Source organism: Streptomyces sp. NPDC057697, from assembly GCF_042799335.1.
Lineage (GTDB): Bacteria > Actinomycetota > Actinomycetes > Streptomycetales > Streptomycetaceae > Streptomyces.
This window is the reverse complement of the sequence record NZ_JBHVJA010000002.1, coordinates 593,289-616,054: the sequence shown is the minus strand read 5'-3', so window position 1 is coordinate 616,054 and position 22,766 is coordinate 593,289. Positions and strand designations below refer to the sequence as shown.

At 68.2% G+C, this 22,766-nt stretch carries 18 protein-coding genes and 1 pseudogene; 11 read left to right on the top strand and 8 right to left on the bottom strand.

Going from position 1 to position 22,766, the window contains the following annotated elements; translation table 11 throughout:
- Positions 1-11: 11 nt before the first annotated feature.
- Together ACFVFH_RS07770 and ACFVFH_RS07765 are read right to left on the bottom strand one after the other, a co-directional pair.
- Positions 12-701 (bottom strand): peptidoglycan recognition protein, encoded by a 690-nt coding sequence (locus ACFVFH_RS07770; RefSeq protein ID WP_383764840.1) that lies wholly within the window; start codon positions 699-701, stop codon positions 12-14.
- Positions 702-1,550: 849 nt separating this feature from the next.
- On the bottom strand, positions 1,551-2,969 hold the full coding sequence (locus ACFVFH_RS07765) for an ATP-binding protein (protein ID WP_383765576.1): 1,419 nt from the start codon (positions 2,967-2,969) through the stop codon (positions 1,551-1,553).
- 528 nt (positions 2,970-3,497) lie between these two features.
- On the opposite strand from ACFVFH_RS07765, the gene ACFVFH_RS07760 reads away from it, so the two are divergent.
- The 6 genes from ACFVFH_RS07760 to ACFVFH_RS07735 all read left to right on the top strand — a co-directional run bounded on the left by ACFVFH_RS07760 (position 3,498) and on the right by ACFVFH_RS07735 (position 10,753).
- Positions 3,498-4,745 carry a helix-turn-helix domain-containing protein gene (locus tag ACFVFH_RS07760; protein WP_383764838.1) on the top strand — a complete coding sequence of 416 codons (1,248 nt, stop codon included), beginning with the start codon at positions 3,498-3,500 and terminating at the stop codon, positions 4,743-4,745.
- A gap of 316 nt (positions 4,746-5,061) precedes the next feature.
- Positions 5,062-5,853 carry a toll/interleukin-1 receptor domain-containing protein gene (locus ACFVFH_RS07755; protein ID WP_383764835.1) on the top strand — a complete coding sequence of 264 codons (792 nt, stop codon included), beginning with the start codon at positions 5,062-5,064 and terminating at the stop codon, positions 5,851-5,853.
- Entirely contained in the window at positions 5,850-7,832 is a 1,983-nt protein-coding gene (locus ACFVFH_RS07750; protein WP_383764832.1) for a hypothetical protein, read from the top strand. The genes ACFVFH_RS07755 and ACFVFH_RS07750 overlap by 4 nt, the downstream gene beginning before the upstream one ends.
- A 137-nt stretch (positions 7,833-7,969) precedes the next feature.
- Positions 7,970-9,145, top strand: coding sequence for a hypothetical protein (locus ACFVFH_RS07745; protein WP_383764829.1), 1,176 nt, complete (start codon positions 7,970-7,972; stop codon positions 9,143-9,145).
- 616 nt (positions 9,146-9,761) lie between these two features.
- Positions 9,762-10,025, top strand: a complete 264-nt coding sequence (locus tag ACFVFH_RS07740; RefSeq protein WP_383764827.1) for a CPCC family cysteine-rich protein — start codon at positions 9,762-9,764, stop codon at positions 10,023-10,025.
- A complete protein-coding gene (locus ACFVFH_RS07735) occupies positions 10,022-10,753 on the top strand; it encodes a HEAT repeat domain-containing protein (RefSeq protein WP_383764824.1) in 732 nt (243 codons plus the stop codon). Before ACFVFH_RS07740 ends, ACFVFH_RS07735 begins: the two co-directional genes overlap by 4 nt.
- Positions 10,754-10,843: 90 nt before the next feature.
- Here the strand turns inward: ACFVFH_RS07735 and ACFVFH_RS07730 are convergent, their stop codons facing one another.
- The 6 genes and pseudogenes from ACFVFH_RS07730 to ACFVFH_RS07705 all read right to left on the bottom strand — a co-directional run bounded on the left by ACFVFH_RS07730 (position 10,844) and on the right by ACFVFH_RS07705 (position 17,824).
- Positions 10,844-14,161, bottom strand: a complete 3,318-nt coding sequence (locus ACFVFH_RS07730) for a hypothetical protein (protein WP_383764822.1) — start codon at positions 14,159-14,161, stop codon at positions 10,844-10,846.
- Positions 14,162-14,231: 70 nt separating this feature from the next.
- The gene (locus ACFVFH_RS07725) at positions 14,232-14,867 is read right to left on the bottom strand and encodes a hypothetical protein (RefSeq protein ID WP_383764819.1); all 636 of its coding nucleotides are present in this window, start codon (positions 14,865-14,867) and stop codon (positions 14,232-14,234) included.
- Between the two features lie 133 nt (positions 14,868-15,000).
- A pseudogene (locus tag ACFVFH_RS07720) lies at positions 15,001-15,240 on the bottom strand (helix-turn-helix domain-containing protein); the annotation flags it as partial.
- A 232-nt stretch (positions 15,241-15,472) separates the two neighbouring features.
- Complete coding sequence (locus ACFVFH_RS07715) at positions 15,473-15,934, bottom strand: hypothetical protein (RefSeq protein ID WP_383764817.1); 462 nt, start codon at positions 15,932-15,934, stop codon at positions 15,473-15,475.
- Entirely contained in the window at positions 15,931-16,467 is a 537-nt protein-coding gene (locus ACFVFH_RS07710; RefSeq protein ID WP_383764814.1) for an NUDIX domain-containing protein, read from the bottom strand. Before ACFVFH_RS07710 ends, ACFVFH_RS07715 begins: the two co-directional genes overlap by 4 nt.
- A gap of 1 nt (position 16,468) precedes the next feature.
- Complete coding sequence (locus ACFVFH_RS07705) at positions 16,469-17,824, bottom strand: tetratricopeptide repeat protein (RefSeq protein WP_383764812.1); 1,356 nt, start codon at positions 17,822-17,824, stop codon at positions 16,469-16,471.
- Between the two features lie 223 nt (positions 17,825-18,047).
- On the opposite strand from ACFVFH_RS07705, the gene ACFVFH_RS07700 reads away from it, so the two are divergent.
- The 5 genes from ACFVFH_RS07700 (at position 18,048) to ACFVFH_RS07680 (ending at position 22,610) form a co-directional block, all read left to right on the top strand.
- The gene (locus ACFVFH_RS07700; RefSeq protein WP_383764809.1) at positions 18,048-18,797 is read left to right on the top strand and encodes a hypothetical protein; all 750 of its coding nucleotides are present in this window, start codon (positions 18,048-18,050) and stop codon (positions 18,795-18,797) included.
- A 75-nt stretch (positions 18,798-18,872) separates the two neighbouring features.
- On the top strand, positions 18,873-19,784 hold the full coding sequence (locus tag ACFVFH_RS07695) for an aminoglycoside phosphotransferase family protein (RefSeq protein ID WP_383764807.1): 912 nt from the start codon (positions 18,873-18,875) through the stop codon (positions 19,782-19,784).
- Between the two features lies 1 nt (position 19,785).
- Positions 19,786-20,478, top strand: a complete 693-nt coding sequence (locus ACFVFH_RS07690; RefSeq protein WP_383764804.1) for a class I SAM-dependent methyltransferase — start codon at positions 19,786-19,788, stop codon at positions 20,476-20,478.
- Positions 20,479-20,512: 34 nt separating this feature from the next.
- Positions 20,513-21,058 (top strand): HAD domain-containing protein, encoded by a 546-nt coding sequence (locus tag ACFVFH_RS07685; RefSeq protein ID WP_383764802.1) that lies wholly within the window; start codon positions 20,513-20,515, stop codon positions 21,056-21,058.
- Between the two features lie 73 nt (positions 21,059-21,131).
- Positions 21,132-22,610 (top strand): hypothetical protein, encoded by a 1,479-nt coding sequence (locus ACFVFH_RS07680; protein ID WP_383764799.1) that lies wholly within the window; start codon positions 21,132-21,134, stop codon positions 22,608-22,610.
- Positions 22,611-22,766 lie beyond the last annotated feature (156 nt).

The following is a 22,766-nucleotide window of genomic DNA, read 5'->3' as shown; positions in this document are numbered from 1 at the left end:
CTGAGGGCTCGTCAACGCCCCGTCTTCCGGGCGGTCCCCGGCCCTGCGGCGAGGTGGGCCCCGGAGGAGATGCGCGGCGACCTGCCCTGAAGACTCGCGGCAAGCTTCCGGATGGCGGGGAGCCGGGCGAACAGCGCCTCCCCGGGACAGTTGGTGGCGAAGCCGTCGCGGTGCCCGGATATGGCGTCGAACTGGGCCGATGTGCCCTTGGCGTACCGGCTGTTGCCGTTCGTGGACGTGAGCCCCACCTTGCCGCCCGGGTCGACCCCACCCAGCCCGAGCTTCCAGGCGGCGAGGGCCGCGATGGCACGCTCCATGGCGACCGGCACCGGCGTCCCCGGCCCGAAGGTCCCGATGGCCGCGATCCCGGTGGTGCCCTGGTTGAACCCGAGGGTGTGGGCACCGACCACGGGCCGGTCGGCACCGCCGGCCCGCCCCTCGTAGATGGTGCCGCACCGGTCGACGAGGAAGTTGTAGCCGAAGTCGCCCCAACCCCGGTCCCGGGTCTGCCCGGTGTACAGATCACGCAGGGTACGGGGGACGTCGGCGCAGTCGTAGCCGTTGGGGGTGTCGGTGTGATGGACGAAGACCGCCCTGACCCCGCCCGCGTAGTGGGCGTACGGGTCACGCTTGCTCTCGTCGGCCTGCCACTGCGCCCGCGTCACGATCGCGGGCCGGGGAGCCAAGCTCGGCAGAGCCATCGAGGCCGCCCCGAGCGCGGGAAACGGCCGCCCGGCGGCCACCGGCACAACCGCCCGCCCGCCCGCTCCGGGCCGCCACAGGGAAGGGGGCCCTTCGGGGGCCCGGTCATGGACGGCGTGCGCCGTCGCTACTCCGGCAGGTGCCGCCATCAGGGGAAACACCATGGGAACGGTGGCCCACAGCGCTATTCGGTACAGACGCACAGGAAAAACCTTCTCCGTCTTCCGCTTTCGTCTCCCGCCGGGATACTGCCGGGAGCCCACATGCCCACAGCCTCCCGGCGCCCCGCCCGGCGCGCGCGCCGGATTAGTGCAGACAGACGATCACGGAACACACCACGACACGGCCCGTGGGCACTGCCGGGCAGACGGAGTCCGGCCGACCCCGCAGACTTCTGGAAACCGCCTGGTACGGAGTCGGCGAGCCATTTCGGCCGGCCAGGCATCCGGGCCTGTGTGTACGCCCGAAACGCTCGGCATCCTTGGATCCATGGCTCAGCCAACCGCGCACGGAGTCGCTTCGCAGTGTCCGGCCACACCTCGCCGAGGTCGTGGAGCGACCTGGCCGGGACGGTACCCCACCGTGATCGCCCGGCGCGGTAAGCAAGCCATCACGAGGAGGTGCTGCACGGTTCCCCGGAGTGGGCAGAGCGCGGGATCAGCCAGATCATCGACAAACGCCGCCCAATCCGGCGCAAGGCGTCACGATCGACGCCGGCGGGCCGACGGAATGGGCGAATGCCCAGGGCACTGTCCCCACCATCCACAGCGCCGGCCAGGACCCTCGGAACTCCTCGCAACGTCTTCGGCCCGATCGCGTTCCCAATTCCCCCCGCCTGGATCCGCTACTCACAGCGGCCAGGCAGCCAGCAGATCGACAGGGCCGTAGGTGGCGTCGAGCCCCGGACAGTCGACTCCGCTGCGCGAGATTGCCACAACTGGAACAGGTTCGCCAGTGAGGGCGGCCCGGTGTCGGTGGAGAGCTACCAGGTCGTGCCGGTCGAAGGCCGACTGCTCCAGCCATTTGATGGAGCCGACGAAGAACAGTTCCTTCGCAACGGGGGCGCGGTCCGCCCCGACGATATCGATCTCGACATCGTTGGTACGGGTCCAGTAGCCCCCTACCGCGGGGGCAGAAGTTAGTTGCCCGTCGGGCAGTATCCGTGCCAGAGCCTCCCTGACAAGGGGTTCGACGGCCCTGCCACGCCAACTGGTCCAGTTCTCCCGGATGCGCGCCAGGGTCAGATCGCCCCGCCCCCGCTCGATCTCTTCCATGAAGGGGCCGAGCAGGTGCAGCCAGAACCTCAGGTAGGGATCTGTCACCCGGTAACGGCGATCCTTCGACGGACGCAGCGATACGGGCAGTTCCGCAGCCACGATCCTCTTGTCCGTGAGAAGACCCAGCGCTCGCTGCAGCGGCGTGGCCCCGATTCCACCGGCCGCGCGGGCGATGTTGGTGAAGGTCCGCTCACCATTGCCGATGGCAGCCAGCACCGAACGCGCCTGAGCCTGCGGAGGGAATTCGGCAGCCAGGGAGCGCTCGGCCGACACCAGCAGGGCCGAGACCGGGTCGCTCAAGGCCTCACCGAGGAAGTCCCACACCCCTGCGCCCTGCGGCCACTCCGCACAGATCAACGGCAGCCCGCCGGTGATCATTGCGGCATCGAAGGCTTCCGCCGGATCCAACCCCAGCATCCGCCCGACCTCGGCAGGGTTCAGCGGCCCCAGCACCATCTCCCGACCGCGCTGGTGAAAGGGCCGCCCGTAGCTGTTCAAGGCCTCCATCATCGACAGATCGGAGCCGATCAGGACCAGCAGCACCGGCTTGGTCTCCAGCACCCGGTCCCAGGCCCGTTGCAGCATCCCCTCAAAAGCGCCATCTGCATCCATCAGGTACGGCACCTCATCAATGACCAGCACACTCACACGGTCAGTAGGCAATGCTGCGGCCAGCACGTCGAACGCGGCATCCCAGTTCCCCGGCCGGGCGGCGGCCACCAGCCCTGCCAACGGCAGCGTCGAGGCCTGGGCGTCGCGGGCCAACCGCGCCAGATCGTCCCGGGGGGACGCACCAGTCGCCGCGTAGAACAGGAACGGGGCTCCGGAACGCTCCGCAAACCGCTCGACCAGCCGCGACTTGCCCACCCGGCGCCGCCCTCGCAACATCACGCACCGGCCGGACCGCTCTCCGCCAACCCCTGCCGCCACCTTCTGTAGCTCTCGCTCCAGGACGACCAGTTCCTGGCGACGACCTACGAAGTCCACCACGTCCATCAACCTCCATCCATGTAACTAACAATATTGTTACTAACATGAAGATTAGCGCCTTCGCCATACAGGCGGGGACCGACAGGCCGCCGCTACAGCCGAAGCGACATACGTCCGGGCACGGGGCGCCCCAGAAAAGGGGGCCGGTCATGGCACTCGCGGGGCACAGGCCCCGCCACGGCGGGCCCAACCGTCACAGATGGCCGCGCACCGCTCCGCCACTCTCCACGACTCCGTCGACCACGCCTCACCCATTGTCGCCATCAACCGGTTCGTCATGATCCACACCGACTTCTTCCACGAAGAGCGGTGTCACCAGAACGGCGAAGAACAGAAGAGGCAACGGGCAACCCCACCGAACCCCGATCCCCGAGGTGCACGCCATGCCAAACTCACCCTCGAACACAAAGTGCAACGACTCAGTCACGACAGGTGTTCACTACTGGCCTTCATGTCGGTGGGTTGATCGTCGTACGCAGGTTCCCTGTGGAGCGCCCGGCTCTCACAGGTGCCGCTCCAGGGAGGTCAATGATGAGTACGACAGAACGTTTTGGACCAGAACTTCGCCGATTACGGCAGGAAGCGGGCCTTACTCTGACCGAGTTCTCCATAGCACTCAACTACGACAAAGGTCACCTCAGCAAGGTTGAGCGTGGGAGGCGGCCCGCCTCCCCTGAACTGGCCCAGCGATGCGACGCCTTTCTCGGCGCGAACGGCGAACTTCAGCGTCTGGTCGCTCGTCCCGAGACCAATTCGGAGTCCACAGAAAGCGCTGCCACCTCGAACTCCTGGCTCGTCGGACGCCGGGCTGTCCTCTCGGCCGGCACGGGGGCACTGATCGACATCGGTCTGAAACTGGGCGGTCAGGCATCCCGTGGCGCCGACCCCCTCATTCCCTCCTTCCACGCTCAGTTCGACCAGCTACGAAAGCTCGGCCAGTCCACCACGCCCACAGTCCTGCTTCCCTTGCTGGAGACGCAGACGCGCACGGTTGCCGGGCTGGCTGTCGGCGCTCCGTCCGCCACGCGGGCCCCCGCTCTCCTGCTCGCGTCGCGGTTCGCGGAATTCACCGGCTGGATGGCCCAGGAGGCCGGAGACAGCGGAGCAGCGCTCGGCTGGACAAGCGAGGCCGCCGAACTGGCCCTCGCTGGGGGCGATCAGTACCTCGGTTCCTACGCACTCGTGCGCCGCGCCCTGGTCACGTTCTACGCCGGCAACGCCGCGGACACCGTCGCTCTGGCCCGTCAGGCTCAGAGCGACGAACTCCCACCGCGCATCCGAGGGCTCGCCGCTCAGCGGGAGGCACAGGGGCACGCGCTCGTCGGCGATGAACACGACTGTTTCCACAGCCTCGACAGGGCGCGGGAATTACTCGCCGACGACGACGCCCGGAGTGGCGCCGAGCCGGTAATCGGCACCACCCATGTGAGCGATCCGGCCGCGATGACGACAGGCTGGTGCCTGTACGACCTCGGTCGCCCCAAGTCTGCCGCCGAGGTTCTCGACCGGGAGTGCCGCCGTCTCCCGCCGGATGCGCTGCGGACCCGCGCCCGGTACGGCTTCCGCAGGGCCTTGGCCCACGCCGCCTCAGGAGAGGTCGAGCACGCGTGCACGATCGCGGAGGAGCTCATGGGGGTGATGTCGGCCGCGCCCTCCGCGACGGTGAACAGCGACGTCCGGCGCCTCGCGCGGGAGCTCTCCCGGTTCCGGAGCAGCCGAGCGGTACACGATCTGCAACCGGCGCTGGCGCGGGTGCTCGCCCCTGCGCACGGCTGACACTGCCTCCGCGACCGGCACCGGGTCGAGCTGCCCGGCTCGCCGAACCACCCGGCCTCTCCCGTCCCCCGGTCCCCGGCCGGACCTTCTGATTCCCACCCCGCGTTTCCCATCGCACCCTCGGCTGCTTCGGGCTGCCCGCGGCCGGTGATGCCAGTGATGTGTAGGGCAGTGCGCCTCCGTTTCGTATGCCCTTCTGCGGATGTGCCATGCCGTCACGCGGACGGAGCGAGCCTCGAAGCGCCGTTTCGCGGCCTCCTCGCTCACATCCATCCGCACCTCTTCCGTCTTCCTCTCACGAAAAAGGGAACCCGTCATGCCCGATGTCTTCGTCAACTACCGCACCGGCGACGAGGAATCCGCGGCGACCATGATCGCTCGGGAGCTCGCCCGACGATTCGGCCGCGAACGGATCTTCTTCGCCAGCAACTCGATCGAGCCCGGACACCGCTTCCCGGCCGAACTGGTCAGGGCGGTGGAGGAATGCGAGGCCCTCCTCGCTGTGATCGGGCCGCGCTGGACGGGGGTGCAAGGGGCTGACGGCCGTCCCGCCCTCGATGCCGAGCAGGACTGGACCCGGCGTGAAATCCAGGCCGCGCTCGACCGCGGGATCCTGGTAATTCCCGTGCTTGTAGGGAAAACAACACGAATCGACCGCACCGTCCTCCCAGAGGACATGCAGGAACTGGCTGACTGCCAGTACAAGCGATTCGACCACCGCAACTCCGAGTCGGACCTGGCCGCACTCGGCGACGCTCTCGCCCGGCTGCTGCCCGATCTGGGTGCGGTGGATCAGGACGCCCGTGCCGCACGGGAACGTACCGAGGAGAAGTCCTGCAAAAAATCGGCCAAGGGTGCGGGACACACCAGGATGCGTACGCGCGACATCGAGCAGCGCGTACGCGGCGGTATCGGGAATCTCAACGGTGACCTCGGCACCTTCGTCAACGAGCCGCAGGGGCCAGTGAACACAGGCCGAGGCAGCCAGTACAACGCACCCCACTTCCAGGGTGACAACACCGGGGTCCAGTTCACCGCAGGCGACAACAGCGCCACGACCCACCAGCGTTTCGAGCGTGAGCGCCGCAGTTCGGACAACGGGCGATGACCGAGCAGGACCGCGTTACCGTCAACGATCCACGTGGCCCGGTGAACAATGGCGTGGGGCCCCAGTACGTCTTCTACGGCGTCGGAGCGGATCGGCTGGTCCACAAAAGGGTCGAGTCCCTCCGAGTCGTCCGCGAGGACCGGGTACGTCTGGCCGACCGGTTCGTTCCACCGGTGGGCTACCGCGTCGCGGCCGACCGTTTGGAAAAGCCCGGATCGGTGGTGCTGCTGGAGGCTCCGCCCGGCAGCGGCCGCCGCGCGGCAGCAATCATGCTGCTGCACCGGCTCGGTGACGATGGGAACACCGACGAGGAGACCCGGTTCGAAGAGCTTCCCGCTGGAGACAAGGACGAAGTCCCTCTCGCCCCCGGTAACGGGGACCGCTTCCTCCTCGATCTCTCCAGGATCGCCGACGAAGAGGCGTACACCACGGCCCAGCGCCATTTGGTCGTACGCCGATCGCAGATCCAGGAAGCGGGGGCTCATCTGGTCGTTGTCGTGCCATCGGGCATGGACCACGCCCACGCGCCGGAGCTCGAACCACTTACGGTGGCGCTGAGGCGTCCCCGGGGGCTCGCCGTCGTCACCCGTCATCTACGCATGGCCCGGATGGTCTTCCGCCCTGCAGACCTGGCAGGCCCCGATCTGCAGCGCTTGTGCGACCACTCCCCCATGCGGGAACTGGCACGGCTCACGAGACTGGTGAGGAGCGCGCGCGACAGCGGCCGGTTCGGCACCGACTTCACGGGGTGGCTCGACCAGGCGATGCACGCAGTGACCGACCGTGCCGGCGAGGTGGGCCGACAGGTGGCCACGGTCCGCACCGCGCCCGAGCGAGCCCTGTTGCTCGCGACTGCGGTGTTCGAGGAAGCACACGCCGACACGGTCTACGAAGCGTGGCACGGGCTGATGAGAACCGTGAGACAAGAGGAAGAGGTGACGACCGAACTCGCACGGACGGACTTCGGGGAGCGATTGACCTCGCTCGGGATCGAGCGGAGTCCGGACGGACGGCTCCGCTTCGGGCGACTGGCCTATGCCGACGCGGTACGGGCGTACTTCTGGGCGAACTTTCCCGGGATACGCGGCGACCTCAAGCGCTGGATCGGCCACTCCGCCGGACTCCGCGGCCTGACCATCGACGACCGAGTGAACGTCGTCGTCCGCTTCGGAGAGCGGTCCCTGGCTGTCGGGCGACCCGACCACCTCTTCAGCCTTGCAGTCCGCTGGGCGGACAGTGTTACAGGGGCATCCTGCGACCCTCGAGCAGTGGCGGCCCTCGAACTCGGTCTCAGCCACGAAAGGTTCGGAGGGTGGTTCCGCAGGCGGGTTTACGAATGCGCAAGGTCCGGCTCTTCGTCGGACGGTCTGGTCCGCGTCCTGACCACCGCCTGCCTCCAGAACCTCAGCGCCACCCACCCGGATCAGGCAATTGTGCGACTCCATTACCTCGCGATACGGAAGGGGGAGGCAGCGCGCGGGGCCCGGGAGGCGCTTTTCGGCCTCGTCGGCCGCGACCGCCGGTTCTACCGGCTGCTGATCGACCGCCTGCGGGACCGGGCGTCTCAGGAGCCACGCGAGGCCGAGCCTCATCTCCGACTGCTCACAGAGCTGTTGGGAAGCGATCGGGCACCGGAGCCACCACCGTGGCCAGACCTGTTCCTGGGCTGGGAGGCGGTCTTCTCGCAACCGGCGACGGCGCTCTGGAACCCACTGGTGAGTAGCTGGCTGAGCGCCGTGGCAGGCGACAGATCACAAGAAATGGCGCTCGGCGTGATGGTCGGGGCGGCACACGGCCGCACGACCGCGCTCCACCGCCTCTACGCCATCGCCTGTAGTTGGGCAGGGGCCTCGCGCCACCCGTCCCGGGCGGCCGTCGCCACCGTCTTCTGGCAGCACATCGACCACGCACAGTACGCCCGCACGGAAAACACGGAGCGTGCGGGCGCCGGACCACGGACCGCGGAAGAGGCACGATGAAACACCGTTCTCCCAGCCTGCTGTTCGTCGCTCTCTGCGGCCTGGCACCGGCTGTCCTGGGAAATCTCCTGCACTGGTCGGTCTGGCTGTGGGGTTTCATGTCCATGGTCACGGCCTCGGGCTCCCTGCTGCTCGTGATGACCGTCCTCAGCGGTGGCTTCGCGTCGGCCGATTCGTACGAGCCCGCAGAACCCGAGCCGCCGACAGCGCCGACCGAGCAGCCGTACCAGGAGACGCGAGTGGTCGACGCGGCGCTGCCGAGCGCGGCGGACGGCTACGACTTCCTCTTCTCCGCCACCGTGTGGTGGAAGCCGGTCCCCGAGCACGCCAACTGGTCCGACGGCGCCTTCCCAGCCCTCGCCGTTTCCTCGGTCGTCAGTCGGGCCCTGGAAATCGTCCGCCGGGAGGAGCCCGGCCGGGCGAGTTTCGCACGGTATCTCCTGGACGGGGAGTTGGGCGCCCCGCTCCCGGACCGGAGCGGACGGGTGAGAGCCCTGGCGGCTGATGTGACGCTGACCCTCGCCCCCGCCGACCGCGACCGGCTGCGCAAGTTGAACGATCTTCGCAAGGACGAGGAAATTTGGGAGTACGAGCGTCAGCACGAGCGCAACAAGCGAAGCTACCTCGGTGAAGACGTACTCAAGAGCACGGGCAGTGCCGTGGTCTGGTGGCTAGCCCGTCACGAGGACGACATCGAAAAGGCAGTCGACATGATCGGTCCGCTCGCCCGGATCGCAGCGGCGGCCAAGGACCAAGAGGTGCCCGAGATCTTCCGGCACCTGCTCGTTCCGCCTGCGGACGTGCGCTCCGGAGACCCTCTGTGGGGAACGGACGACCCGGGCGGAGGGGCATTCGACCGCGAGGAGGAAGTAGGGGTTACAGATCGGCTGCTTCTGTTGCTCACAGCGGTGGGTCTGAAACCGGACATGGATGAGTACACGGTGTTCGTGCACCGTGTGATGCGGAGCCTGGAAGCCGCCGGACTGGACGAGGCCGCAGAGGAGATCGGTCGGAACCTTCTCCCAGCGCCCGACGGGGACGAGGGAGCTGAGGGAAGGCCGTCGGGCGAGGGGGCCGAAACGGGGCCCCGGCCGCCGCGTCCCCCCGCTTCCGAGGACCCGCCGTTCACCGACCCCGACACACTCACGCCCGAAACTGAGCAGCGCGACACGAGCGAACGGAACCGAGACCGGTGGGAGCCGGGCGAGGACAACGCAGCGCCTCCGTACTTCTGGGACACCTCGCACAGCACACATCGGCCCGCCGCACCCCACGCCGGGGCCGAGTACAACGAGGAGAAGGACGAGAACTGATTCGGCGGGTGGGATCGACTCGCTGTGGCTCCCCGCCATCGGATACCGGGGCGGGGGCCTTTCCCTTCCGAACCCAGCATCACCATGAGTGAGCACGGACGCGGGCCCGCCAAGTCCTGCCACGCGTCCCTCGCGGGATACAGGGGCCGAGACCCAACACAGCAGCCGTGCCGACGGCCGGACGCGAACCCGGCACGAAAAGGACCAGGGGCTCGGCTCCGAAGAGTCGAACCCCTTCTGACCGGCCTGATTGCCGGATCAGCACATGACAGCAGGTCACACCCGCTACACGTTGAAGCGGAATGTCTGCGGCCTGATCCTGACCTGCGACGGAGCCCCCTCCAGGGCTCTGACCTGGGACTTCTGTGTTGGCACGCGTTGGCTTCCGACGGCCGTTTACGGGTGTCCTGCGGACTGGCTGCGGACTGGCCGGGCGGGCGGAGGCCGAGAAATCCATGGCGCACCAGCGGGACCGGCAAGGAGACTGCCCGGGTGAGCGACCGCTACCCCTGCCCATGCTGCGGGCACCGCGTGCTGGGCGAGATGCCCGGCTCGTACGAGATCTACCCCCGTCTGCTTCTGGGAGGACGACGGGGTCCAGTTCCGCTGGCCGACCATGGGCGGCGGCGCGAACAAGGTCTCCTTGATCGAGGCCCAGCGGAACTACCAGGACTTCGGCGCCTGCGACGAGCACGGCCGCCGGTTCGTCCGCCCGCCGGCCGAAGACGAGCCGCTCGACCCCGCCTGGCGCCCCATCGATCTGACACGCGACTCCTTCGAGGACTGGGCGGCCGAGGACCGCGCCCCGTGGCCCGACGACAGCTCGGTTCTCTGCTGGTGGCTCCCCACTTTCTGGCGCCGGGATCACTCCGCGTCATGACCTCCAACATCGAGACAATCGTCCAGCAGCTCGACGGCAAGGCCGAGGAGTCCTACGACGCCCGCGCGGAGCTGATCTGGATCGGCGCCGACGCCATACCCGCCGTCATCAACGGCCTGCCTTCCCTCGGCGGCTTCGGTCAGCTGACCGCCATCGAGGTCTTCGAGGAGGTGGGCGATCCCCGTTGCGGCCCCGCTCTCATCGGCCTGCTAGACAGCGACAACCCGACCGTCCGCGAATGGGCGGCGATGGCCCTGGCGAGCCTGAAGATCGACGGCGCGGTCGAGCCCGTGCGCCGCGCCTATCACGCCTGCCTGGAACGGGCGACGCCACCGGACTGGAGCGAGCCGGAAGGCATCCGCTGGGCTCTGACCGAACTCGGCGCCCGCACCCCTGTCGTCCCACCGCTCAGCACGCGCCTACGAGCCTCCACCGCGGACGACGCCCCTGGCTGGCCCTCGACCCACTTCACCGAGATCATCAACGACCTGGCCGACCACGCCCAGGTGATCCTCTACTCCCAGTTCTGGCGAGTGGACGCCGGCCGCACGTACGGCGTCTCCGGCCCCGACCTGAACTGGGAACTCGACTGGACCGCGCCCTGGGAGCACCTGGTCGAGGAGTCCCGCACCTGGTCCCTACTGGAAGCCTCCGAAGCCCCCGCCGGCAGCAACATCTTCGTCGCCCCCAACTGGATCGACCGTACCGACCTGCACCCGGAGAGGTGACCGATGCCGTCCCAGCACCCCGAGGAGATCGGCTACGGCTACGTAATCGAGGGCTCAGGGAGACAGCTGACAGCCGTGACGACGAACGACTTAAACCGGAATTCCGGGTCCCCGTGGCTGAAGCTTCTTGAGGAACGGCTCGTAGGTATCAGCGACGGACATGAACTGGTGGTTTCCGCGACAGAACCTCTTACCTTCCACGATAATCTGGAGAATCAAAGTCTGATTATCCAGGAACGCCTGAGAATCGAGGGTCTCGGCACACGCCTCCAGCCATCTGCTGCCTTCGCGGGCCAAGATCGTGTAACTGTGTGGAGCGTCTCCGCCGCGTTCGCGAGTGACGGCGTAGAGCTCCTGGACAGCATTGACGGCTGCCTTTTCGAGATCGGGTTTGCGTGGCGCCTTGGCCGCCGCCTTCAGGTCGATCGCGCTACTGGTGGTTCGCACGAAGGTGTCCTGCTCCCCTCCGTCACATCCCTTGGCACTCAGCAAGTGGTTGCGGGCGATGCCGAGATCTCCGTTCTCCAGCTCAAACTGCCCCCGCTGCAGCCAGTAGTGCCGATCGTCCTGAAGTGAGGGGAGCACCCTGTCGTAGATATTCCGCACAGATTGGACCGGGAGCTTCAGGTCGTTCATCAGTGAATGACTAAGCAGCTTGATCATCGCTCTGCGCAGGGGATGATCGTTGTCCTGGATGTTGCATGCCCTCGCCGCGTAGAAGACGAGCAAAAACTCCACCACCGAGGACAGTCGCTCGACATTGTTCCTGAGCACCGAATCCACCACGGTGTCCGCGATGGCGCGCTGCCGGCACCGGACTCGGCCGTCACCAGACCGCATGAGTATCCCCATCCCGACAAGTCCCGAGACGGCCTCGCGGAGGCTGCGTGTGGGCGCCTCGCCGCCGGCGATGATCAACAGCAGATCTTCTTCGTCGATGCCGCGCTGCTTGTAGACGAGCGCAGATTCGAAGAGGCAGACGGTAGCGTACGCCGCCCGCTCCTCGTCACCCAACTGCTGGAACTCGCTGCGGACCTTCTCCTCGAAGTCCTTGCCGGTCACCACCTTGATCATCGCTGCGAGCAGGCCCCGCTCGCAGATCGTGCGCATCGCGTTGAGACGCTGGGGCGGCAATCGATGCTTCTTCAGCTCACCCAGCAGTCCCTGCTTCTTCAGTGCCTTGATGAGGTTCTTCAGATCCGCGTCGGTGAGAGGCTCGTCGGATCGCAAGGTGGTGGGATCGAACGTGGCGTCCAGAACGGAGTGACGGGTCGTGCGGATGGCGGCGACCACCGCGGTCTCGCCGCCCTTGTTCAGGGTCTTGAGCATCGTCGCCGCCTGGCCGCCGAACATGTCGACGTCATCGACGAACACGGCCCCGATGTGCTGTTCCAGAACTTGGTCCTCGATGGTCCGGCGCGGCACCGAGGCGTCGCGGTCCACCCAGCACACCTTCTCGCCCCGCACGTGGAAGCGGTACGCACACTGCATCAGTGCCGTCGTCTTGCCCGAGCCGGCGCTTCCCTTAAGCAGGACAATGGGTGCCCGGCCACTCTGATCACGCTGCGCCGCCTTCTCCAGCGCGTCCACCATCGACAGGTCGGCGGCGACGTTGTGGACGATGTCGCCCCACGTGGGCTCACTGCCCTCTAGAAAGGCACGGCTTCCCTTCGGCGCATCCGCGATCAAAGACGCCACCTGCACGGCTCCAGTGCCCCTGCGTTCGCCCGCGTGCGACTGCGAGAGCGACCGCATTCCCTCAATCAGATCTCCGTGACCGGGGTTCAGTCTCCGGGTCGCGAAATCGAAAGGAGCCTCCTGAATGTGCCTCAGTCCTGCGCGTCGTAGCCTGGGGCGGTTGGCGTCGGAGCCTGCGGGAGTGACGATGAAACCCGGGTAACCGCCACCGGATCCGGACAGTCTGTCGGTCAGCGCGATCGTGTCCCACAGCGCCGGGCTGTCGGGAGAGAGTGCCATGAACAGCACCGGACGATTGAGCAGCTCGGTCTGGAACTGCCGGCGCCACAAGTTGCGGGGATCGCTGTCCTGCGTCGACACCGTCCCGAAGTCGTATCCCCCCGCCTCGTCCACCTTTCCGTTCATGGACACGACTTCGATGACGTTCTTCTTCTTCCCGGGCACCTCCTGGGTCCCGTTGACAAGGGCGACGGTGTCGGCGAGTTGCGGATTTCGACCGACAGCGACGGCGAAGGTGTCGGACCCCGTGAAATCGTAGATGCGCCACCACGGAGACTTCAGCACACGATGTGCCGCTCGAGGATTCGCGCCGGGTGGGCATAGCAGCGCCTTGGCCTGCTGCTCGAGTTGACCTGCGGACAGCTCCTCGCGGGCGGCGTCCCAGGTTTCCGCGAGTGACGGCAGAGGCGAAGGGGTGGAGCCATACACCAGCCGGGCGAGCCGTTCGTTCAGCTCGTCCGTCCCCAGAACCGCACTGTCGGCTTCGGGTCCGGAAACCAGCACCAGCACCATGCGCCCGGTGGAAGCCTGCTGGTAGAAGTCCTTAATCAGCGCTGCTTCGTCGGTTTCCTCCGGTGCGCGGTCCCGGTGCGTCGGCACGGGCGCGGTCACTGATGCGGAAGAACCTCGTGCCAGCAGGGGAACGGGGCGACTCGCTTCGAAATCCACCACTTCGAGGCCCTGGTCACGGAAGTCCACCCGCAGCAGCCGGTGCACCTGCCCAGGAGCCCGGGACACGACCTGCCAGCCGCCGCCCGCCTCCCCCTCTCCGGCCAGGGCGAGCACGGGCGTGGAGATACCAGAGACATCGGGGAGAAAGCACGTGTGGCCAGCGAGAAGGACTGTCAGCGCCTTGTCCCCGGCCCAATCCGAGAAGTCCGCGCCGACCGCACGGTTCAGCTGTTCGTCGTAGCAACCTGCCAAGGCCACCGGAGCATCCTCGGCGACCATGCGGAAAACCGTGTTGACCGTGACCAGGCCGATGCGCTTGCTCTCCAGGTCGATGCTCGATGCCGCATCACCGGACAGCACGCCGGTGTGCAACCAGGAACCGGGCTGGCGAATGCGGCTCTGCCATTCTTCGAACCCGCCGAAGACATCGGTCCTCAGCGGCTGTGCCACCTCCTCATCGAGGTCACCGCGCCAGAAGTCGTCGGCGTAACCGTCCCACATGTCCGTCAGAGCGCGGCGGACCAGGGGCCGGCGCCCGGCCCCGTCCGTACGGCGGTCACCCAATCCGGGGGCTGCGAGAACCACCGGCGTGGCGTTCGGCGCATGGCCCATGCACTCCAGCATCAGTGTGTCGACCAGATCCCGGGCGGCCTGATATCCGCCCCCGGGCAGCTCCCCGCGGGTGCCGAGGACGAACAGTCCATCCAGATGCTTCCCCGAGTCATGAAGGCTTCGCAGATCCTGGACGACAGCCTCCACGGTGCGATCGAACGCCTCCGTGGGTCCGGGCACGGGACCCGCACAAAGAATGTGTGCCGAGGTTTCCCGCTCAGCCATCGCCCAACCTCACTCCCTTGACCGCAGACCGGGGGATCCGTAGAGAATCACCCTGTCCCTCACACGTGCCCTTCTCGGGCTTCACCTCGATGAACTGTGCGGTCAGCGACCCCTTGACGACCTTGCCTGAAATACGGTCGAGCCTCGAGCCACACAGAGCGGTCAGCGTCGTCCGATAGGACGGGTCGACGACGACGGTCCCCGCGACGGATTCTTCCTCAGGCCCCAACAGCACCCCAAGGGCGAACGTGACAACGCTCATGAAAACCGCCGACGTGGCGACCCAGTTGGCCCGCGCCTGACGTCTGTCGATCTCCCGGGCTTCGTGGTTGGCCTTGTCCAGGACTCTTTTGACCAGTGCCTCACGGGTCTTGACGAAGCCGGGCCCTGGGGCGTCCACCACGGGCAACGCGACCGCGCTCATGTAGAGCAGAGCCGCGATCAGCCACAACGCGACCGCGATGACCGCAGCAACCTGGGTCGGCTTGCCCCGATCCGCCAGGGTCGTGAACGTCAGGGCGGCAAAGAGGCCTCCGGCGAACAGGGTGATGGTGGACTGTGCCGCCTGCGCCCTGAGCCGCGCGTTGAAGCCCGACTGAACCCGCTGCGCGTAATAGGCCTCGGTCACCGGGGCTGTTACTGCGTCAAGTACGCGTTCATAGTCCGCCGATTGCGCCTGAGCGCCTTCCAAGCGAACCTCCCCCATGGATCTTGGCGTGGAGCGTAACAATCTATCAGCGCACTGCGCCGGGATTCGGCGTCTTCGGACGCCGCGCCATCAGCTCCGCCTTCCACTGCGCGATCGAAGCCCGGTAGCTGAGGTGTCCGCCACATGTGGCCTCGTTGCGCCGCAGCTTCCTCAAGACGGTCGACGAGTCTCTGCCCAGCCGGCGTGCGATCTCGCGCACGCGTTCGCCCTGGGCGTTGAGCAGCGCGATCTCCTCGCGTTCGGTGAAGGAGAGGTGCTGGTGGCGCGACCTGGCGAAGGGCTTCGCGATCAGCGAGCTTGGCTCGGACCTTCGGGCCGACCACCCGGACTTCGACGCCGAGCGCGACCGCCTTCTGCACGCCCTCGGGCTCGCCTCCACCTCCGAGGAGGAGGCTGCCGCTCGCCTGCTGGCTGTGGCCTCACGCACGGCCCCGGACTACGTGCCGCGCGTACCGGACGACAATTACCTGCCTTACGAGCTCCTGTCTCCGAGCGGCCCTGCATAGCGAAGCCAGCGCTTGACGTCAGTACCGGGCGATGACCTGTCGCAGGTCCGCGCCTAGGAGGTCCTCCAGCGCCCGGATGCTGGCTGACGGTAGTGGCAGCTCGTATTCTGGATCTGTGGTTACGAGGCTGTACCTGGCAAAACCCGCAGCCCAGAGGTAGTCGAGGGCGTTCAGGTCCGTCTGGGCAGAGCAACAGGGCATCGTCACGGCAAGTGCATCGAAGTAGCCGTCCGGAAGGGCTGCCGTGTCCATCGCGTTGCCCCACCAGTCTTCGATGTCGGAGCCGCATACGGGGCACCGAACACCACACCTGTTCTCCCCGGGATCGATGAAGGCTGTGCCGGGGATGTCCCAAACGTCGTAACCGCCCAACGCCTCAGGAACCAGCTGCTGGAGCCGGGCCTGCGCAGCCTCGCTCGCAGCCGGCACAGGCGAAAAGTGCGGGTCCTTGGGTATGAGGTGGAGCAGCGTGATGCTCACGCTGCCGACCAGCCGTCCAGCGAGACCTCCGAGCCGTCATTCAGGTAATGGTGGAGGGCGCTGGCCGTGGTATCCACGAACGCCTCGGGGATGGAGTAGGCGTCGACCCAGCGGACCTGGGAGTGCTTGCGGGGTTCGCGGTTTTCGGGTTCGCCAGTCCATTCGTGGGCGGCGAAGACGACGGTGAGGAAGCCGTTGGGGGCTTCGACGCCCCAGGCGCCGTGGATGATGTGGGCGACCTTGAGGGACTCGGGCTTCACCGTGAGGCCGGTCTCCTCGTAGAGCTCGCGGACCGCGGTTTCGGTGATGGGCTCGCCCGGCTCGCTCTTGCCGACCGGGAGGTCCCACATGCCCTGGGCAAACTTCGCGTTCTCGCTGCGCTGGAGGAGGACGACGCGGTTGGTGGCCTTGTCGTGGACGATGACGGCAGCGACCAGCAGAGTCATCGATTCGAGCGCCGGCGTGAGGGCCTTCGGCTGGTCGTTGGTGTGCTGGGCCACGGTGTTCCCTTCGTCGGGCGGGTTGTTGGGCATGTTAGGCGAGGGCCTCGCGGGCGCGGCGAGCGAGATCGGCGGCGCCGGGCACTTTGCGGCGCTGGTAGAGCGCCAGGGTGGAGCGGATCGACGTGATCGCCTTGCGGGTGCGGTCGGAGGTCATGCCCTCCATGAGGACCAGGGCCTGGGTCCAGGCGGCGACGGCCTCGTCGGCGCGGGCCTGGGCTGCGAGGCTGTCGCCGAGATCTGCGTGGGTGAGGGCGTGGACGCGCTTGTACTTCTCGGGGTCCCAGCGGGTGAGGGCGTCGCGGTGCTGCTGTTCGGTGCCGATGTGGTCGGCGAGGTCGGTCAGGGTGCGGGCGGTGTGGCTGGCCACGGTGCCGGCGGCGGGGCCACTGACGCGGAAGTAGCTGGGCTGGGGGCCGTCGTCTCGTAGGAGAGCGTCCTCGGCAGCGAGCAGGGCACGTGCGGCCGACGGGTGCTCGTCGGTGGCGGCGTAGGCGCGGGCGTGGGTGATGTGGAGGAGAGCCTCGGTCTGACCGTCGACGTGGCCGAGACCCGTGCGGAGGGCGCCTTCGACGAGGTCTACGCAGTGGTGGGGCTGTTTGAGGCTGAGGGCCTGGTGGGCAAGGGCGCGCATCATCCAGGCGGCGTGGCCGTAGGGGTCGGCTTCGCAGGCGAGCTTGTAGCCGACCTGGTAGTAGCGCTGGGCGGCGCCTTCCTGGCCGAGGTCGTGGTGCTTCCACCCTGCGAGGTAGGCGAGTTCGGCGACGGCGCCGAAGGCGGCCCGACGTAAGGCTTCGCTGGGGAAGCGTCCACGCAGCATGGGGGCGGCTGTGTCGGCGAGGTACGCAGTGACGGTGGTCAGGCCGTGCCCGCCGCCGAGGCGCTCGTCGGCGGCGCTGAAGGCCGCCGTGATCTGCCGTACGACGTCCACGTCCTCCGCCCCGACCACGGACGTGCCTGTGCGGGCGCGGAGCATGCGGGCAGTGGCTTCGTGGTCGTATCCGAGCGGCATGGCGACGCCGGCGGTAGTGAAGGCCGCGATGGCGAGGAAGCGGCGGCGCTCGACATCGGCGCGGCCCAGGTCGGTGGCGGCGAGGACAGGGTCGGATTCCGCCGGCGCTTCGTCATCGCTGGCCTGGAGGCCGATCTCGGTCTGGGTGACCGTGCGCCCCGCTCGGCGGGACAGCGCCTCGGCCAGATACTGGCCTACCCGGCCGGACGGGGCACGGGTGCCGTTCACCCAGTGCGAGATGGCCGACTTGTTGGTCTGGAGGATCTCCCCGCTCTCGGCGGCGATGCGCCGCACGTCTCTGGCGAGGGCCTCGTAGGTGCAGCCGACCGCCGCAATGACGTCACGCAGACGGGAGTTGGGTTCTCGCTGCGCTGCCACGATCGCCTCCGCCCTGGAGCTGTAAACCGCGTATACCGCTTCAACTGCCTTCCACCGTACCCACTGAGCGTGACCACCGGTTCACTTATCAGCAGCCGCCCGGAACGGCGCAACCGTGATCCAGGCTCCCCCTTGGTCCGGGCGGCACCCCGAAGTTCCGTACGCCCACACCAGGCTCGGGCATTCCTGTGCCCGCGTCCGGACGAACAGAGACGGAGACACGGTGACCACCATCGACACCACGGCCATCACGGTCGAGCTGCCCGAGGCGTTCGACCCGCGCTGGAGCCGCCTGCCCGGCATCCAGGTCGACGGCCGACGCATCACGATCGACCCGGCCGAGTACTTCTTCCGCTTCGAGTCGAACACCTGGCTCGTAGCCGACTGGGAGCTGGTCAAGTCCCAGCTCCTGGACGTGGACGAGACGACCGAGAGCGCGGTCGAGCAGCTCGCGCTCGACTTCATCAAGCAGCACAGCGAGTCGACCTCCGACGCGACCCGTGTCCTGGCCACCGCGTACGAGGTGTACGCGTACCTTTTCCGCGACGAGCACCTGGCCGGCCTCGGCCTGCCGCAGATCACCGCCGACCACCTGCGGATGCTCCGCGAGGCCGCCACGCTCATGGCGCTCAACAAGGTCGAGCTGGACGGGCACATCTCCAACGTCGGCCCGTGCTGGTTCTTCCCCGCCGCCACCTCCGTCGTCTTCGACCTGGACGACGAGATGGGCGGGATGCTCGACGAGGTCTACCACGGCGGCTGGTTCAACGAGCACCGCCGGATCGAGTCCATCAAGGCCCACGCCGCGCTCGGCGGCCGACTCGTGCACGGCTGCCAGTCCGTGCCGGACCAGTCCGGCGGCGTGGTCGCGCCCTACGGTGCCTCGATGGCGAACTTCCGCGACGACCTCGCCGCGTTCAAGGCGGGCTGGATCGAGCAGGTCTACGCCCACCGCGTGAACCCCGCCGTGTAACCCACCCGAACAGGCTCCGGGGCGGGCCGTCTCTCGCCCGCCCCGGACGCCACCATCCCCCTCCGGAGCCCTTACGTGACCACGAACCCCAGCGCCGAACTCCTCGACAACCTGCTCACCGTGGCTGGCCAGACCACCGCCGTACGGGAGGAGGTACGCGTGTGGTCTATGTCCGGCGTCGAGCGCGTGACCTTCCCCGACGGTTCCACGGCCATCTTCAAGTACGCCAAGAAGCCGTTCGACAGCGAGGATCAGGCCCTCCGCCTGGCCCACACCCTCGGCGTACCCGTCCCCCAGGTCCACGCCTCCGCCGTCCTGGACGGCTGGCTCGGCATGCTCATGGAGGACCTCGGACCGTCCGTCCGCGAGGCCGACGACCTCGACGGTGCCGCCGCGGCCGTGGTCCTGCACGGCGCCCGTACGGCTCCGCCCTTGCCCGTCCTCGGCCAGGAGCGCCTGCGCGCACTTCCGGCCCGGGCGCTGGAACATCTCGAACGGCTACGCAAGGCCGACCGGTGGCAGGACGCCGACGACGTCGAGGACGCGCTCGACCGGATCGCCAAGGCCGCCGAAGGCCGCTCGGCCGGAGCGACGCTGGAACCGTTCGGCTGGGTGCACTCCGAGTTCCACCCCACCAGCCTCCACATCGGCGAGCGCGGCTGGCGGCTGCTCGACTTCGCCCGCGCCTTCACCGGACCCGGCCTGCTCGACCTCGCCAGCTGGCACGGCACCATCGAGCCCCCGCACCCCGTGCGCATGCGCGTCTTCCTGGAGCAGTACGTCACCGCCGGCGGCACCCCCGACGCCCTCGCCCCGCGCGGCGGACTCACCGCCGAACACTGGGCCCTGGGCTGGCACCGCATGTGGGCCGTCGAGTGGTTCATGGAGCAGTCCGTCCGCTGGATCGACGACCCGGCCACCGACCCGGCCTACATCAAGGCTGTGCGCCGCCACCTCACCGACGTCCTCCACCTCCTGGAGATCTGACGTGCTCGCCCAGGCATCCCCCTGGCACGCCCACGCCGCCCAGCGCACCGCCGCCGGACTCGCCGAACCCCTGTCCGTACCCACACGGATGGAATGGACCACGAGACCCGGCCAAGGGCCCGGAGCTGACGTCCTCGGCTCCGACCTGCGCGGCAAGCGACTCCTGGAACTCGGCTGCGGCCCCGGTCACAACGCCGCCCACCTCGCCACCCGCCACGGCGCCCACGTCACCGGCGTCGACCTGGTCGGCCTCCAGGTCCGCCGCGCCCGCTCCCACTACGGACGGCTGAACAACCTCACCTTCGTCGCCAGCCACGCCCTGCACTACCTGCACGCCTCCGACGAGCAGTTCGACGCGATCTACTCCGTCTTCGGCGCCGTCGGTCTCGTCGCCCCCGAGCTCCTCCTCCCGGCCATCGCTCAGCACCTCACGCCCGGACGGGTGCTCGCCTTCTCCGTCCCGCACCCGCAGCGTGGCGGCCGAAGCCCCTCGGGCGACGACCGGCCTCGCCGCGACCACGTCACTCTTCCCGATCGCACCCGCCTACCCATCGCCCGCTGGGAGTTCTCCACTGACCGGTGGGAGAAGCACCTCAGCCAGGCGGGCTTCTGGCTCACCTCGGCCCAGGAGTTCCACGACCTCCGCATGGGCCACTGGCCCACCACCCTGCTGATCCGCGCCCGCAAGCTCTGACCAGCCACTCGCCCCGGCTTCCCTGGAGGAACCGATGCGCCCGCCCTACCTGCTCCTCGACGTCGACGGCGTCCTCATACCCTTCCCCAATGCGGACGGCTCGACCCCGGCCACCCACGCCCGCCACGACGTCGTCCCCACCGGCCGGAGCGCCGACAACCCGGTCACCGTCTGGCTCCACCCCGACCACGGCCGTCTGCTCATGGACGTGATCCGCACTGGCCTGGTCACCCCGGTCTGGTGCACCAGCTGGCGGCAGGACGCCACCACCCTCATCGGCCCGCTCCTCGGCCTTCCAACCCTGTCGTACGTCGATCTCCCGCGTCCGCAGATCACAACCAGCCACCCCAACGGCTACCTGTGGAAACGCGACCACGTCGACGCCTGGCTGGGCGACGCCCCCGCCGTCTGGATCGACGACGACTTCACCGGCCTCGACCATGAATGGGCGGCGGAGCGCACTGCGAAGGGAACGTCGACCCTCCTCGTTCAGCCCGACCCGCACCTCGGTCTACAGCCCGAGCACCTGACCGGGCTCACGAGGTGGGTCGCGCAGTTACCCACAGCCCGCGCCGCCTGACGCCCTGATGCCCTCGCTGCCACGAGCAGCGAGGGCATCAGAGTGTTGCTCGAGCGTGAGCCGTCTGCGGTCTGTGGCACAGATCGGCGGCGCTGGTGTCGGAGTCAGCTGGAACACTGCGGTCGTGATCAACGAGATGACCCCAGACCTTGCTGATGCTCCCACTGGCTCCCTGCCACCCAGAGCACGGGCAGAGCTCACCGGCACCGCCTGGGATGAGCTGCCGCACGTCTGTACGGGCCAGCACGGTGTGCCTGACACACCGGACGTCCTCGGCGCTGTGCTCGCCGCCGACCCGGCCCGGCGGGTACGGGCGGTAGGCGATCTGTATCGGCTGCTCCTCAATCAGGATCAGGTGTCTCCGGCGACTGCTCCGGCAGCCTTGGTCCTGGCCGGTCTTCTCGACGATCCACGCACCCTCGCCGAAGACCGGTGGGGGCGCAGGGCTGGCCGGCGGTCGCTTCGCGCCGAACTGCTGAACTGGCTGGCTTCGTTCGCCGACATCGCCCGCCTGGACATCGAGGACGGCGTCGGCACGGCGCAGAATCTGGCCGCCGCCCGTGCGGCAAGGCCAATACTCCACGACCGCATCGCGGACTTCTGCGACGCCGACGATCCACTGGTGAAGGAGGCCGCGCTCGCGGCCACCGCCCTGCTCCTGGCCGACCCCGCCCTCGCCACGTCCGTACCCCGGTACACGCCCGCCGTTCGCAAAGTCCTTGCCGTGAGCGCGGACTCGTACTACCGGTCGATCGCCCGGGAACGGCTGGCTGCCTGGGGGGAGGATGTCGCTGGTCTCGTCACTGCGGAGAAGGAGCACCGCGCGGCCCTGGACCGGGCAGGCGCGCTGGCGGAGGACCCGTTCGGCGGCCAGGAGCAGGAGCAGGCGATCCGCTGGCTGGAAGAGCAACCCGAGGACACCGCGGCTCCGGAACGACTCGGCCGCCGGCATGAGGACCGGACCGCTCCCATACCGGCTGCCCTGCACGAGCCGGCACCCGAGCCGCCCGTGGCCGCCCCTGGAAGCGAGGCGGGGTACCGCGGCCCGTGGCGGATCGCCCGGGAGGAGGATCGCGCCGAGTGGACGTTCACGCCGTACGTAGGAGTCGGCCCCCTGCACTACGGGATGACCTTGGAGGAGATCACCCGCGTCCTCGGCGAAGGACCGGCCGTCTCGTCCTACTCCCACCACGGCGAAGACCGGCAGCTCAACTACGCCGACTTCACTGAGAGCGGGATCAGAGCCCTCTTTCACGACGGCCGCCTGGGGTGCGTCGCCGCAGATGCCCTCACCGGCCCCCAGGTGAGACTGGACGCAGCCCCGCTGACCGGCTGCGCGCCTTCCCACGTGGAGGACTGGCTCGTCCACCGCACAACACGGCCCGGCAACCTGGCGTACAGCGTCGCCGGCGATCCGGTCTTCGCCGACCTCGGCCTGGCGATCCGCTCCCAGCGGGCCGGCGACATCGTCCTGACCCGCCCCCTCTTCCTGCTCCACGACTGGCTCGACCTGTGGCACGCACTGCCCAGCGAGGAATGGAACTGCTCCTGAAGCGTTGTTCGCCGGTCGGCCTCACCTGAGTGCGAGGCCGACCGGAGCGACACACTCGTCCGCGGGAGCGATGTCGGCGGTCGCCCATGCTGCCGACCGGGTGGGGAATCAATGCGAGCAGCTCCGAGGCTGGCCAGCAGCGGGCTACCGCCTTCA

What these genes read in the sequence shown, in the direction of transcription:
- ACFVFH_RS07770 (WP_383764840.1), bottom strand. Translation starts at nt 701, where the DNA reads ATGGCTCTGCCGAGCTTGGCTCCCCGGCCCGCGATCGTGACGCGGGCG.
- ACFVFH_RS07760 (WP_383764838.1), top strand. Translation starts at nt 3,498, where the DNA reads ATGATGAGTACGACAGAACGTTTTGGACCAGAACTTCGCCGATTACGG.
- ACFVFH_RS07755 (WP_383764835.1), top strand. Translation starts at nt 5,062, where the DNA reads ATGCCCGATGTCTTCGTCAACTACCGCACCGGCGACGAGGAATCCGCG.
- ACFVFH_RS07750 (WP_383764832.1), top strand. Translation starts at nt 5,850, where the DNA reads ATGACCGAGCAGGACCGCGTTACCGTCAACGATCCACGTGGCCCGGTG.
- ACFVFH_RS07745 (WP_383764829.1), top strand. Translation starts at nt 7,970, where the DNA reads ATGACCGTCCTCAGCGGTGGCTTCGCGTCGGCCGATTCGTACGAGCCC.
- ACFVFH_RS07740 (WP_383764827.1), top strand. Translation starts at nt 9,762, where the DNA reads ATGGGCGGCGGCGCGAACAAGGTCTCCTTGATCGAGGCCCAGCGGAAC.
- ACFVFH_RS07735 (WP_383764824.1), top strand. Translation starts at nt 10,022, where the DNA reads ATGACCTCCAACATCGAGACAATCGTCCAGCAGCTCGACGGCAAGGCC.
- ACFVFH_RS07710 (WP_383764814.1), bottom strand. Translation starts at nt 16,467, where the DNA reads ATGCCCAACAACCCGCCCGACGAAGGGAACACCGTGGCCCAGCACACC.
- ACFVFH_RS07685 (WP_383764802.1), top strand. Translation starts at nt 20,513, where the DNA reads ATGCGCCCGCCCTACCTGCTCCTCGACGTCGACGGCGTCCTCATACCC.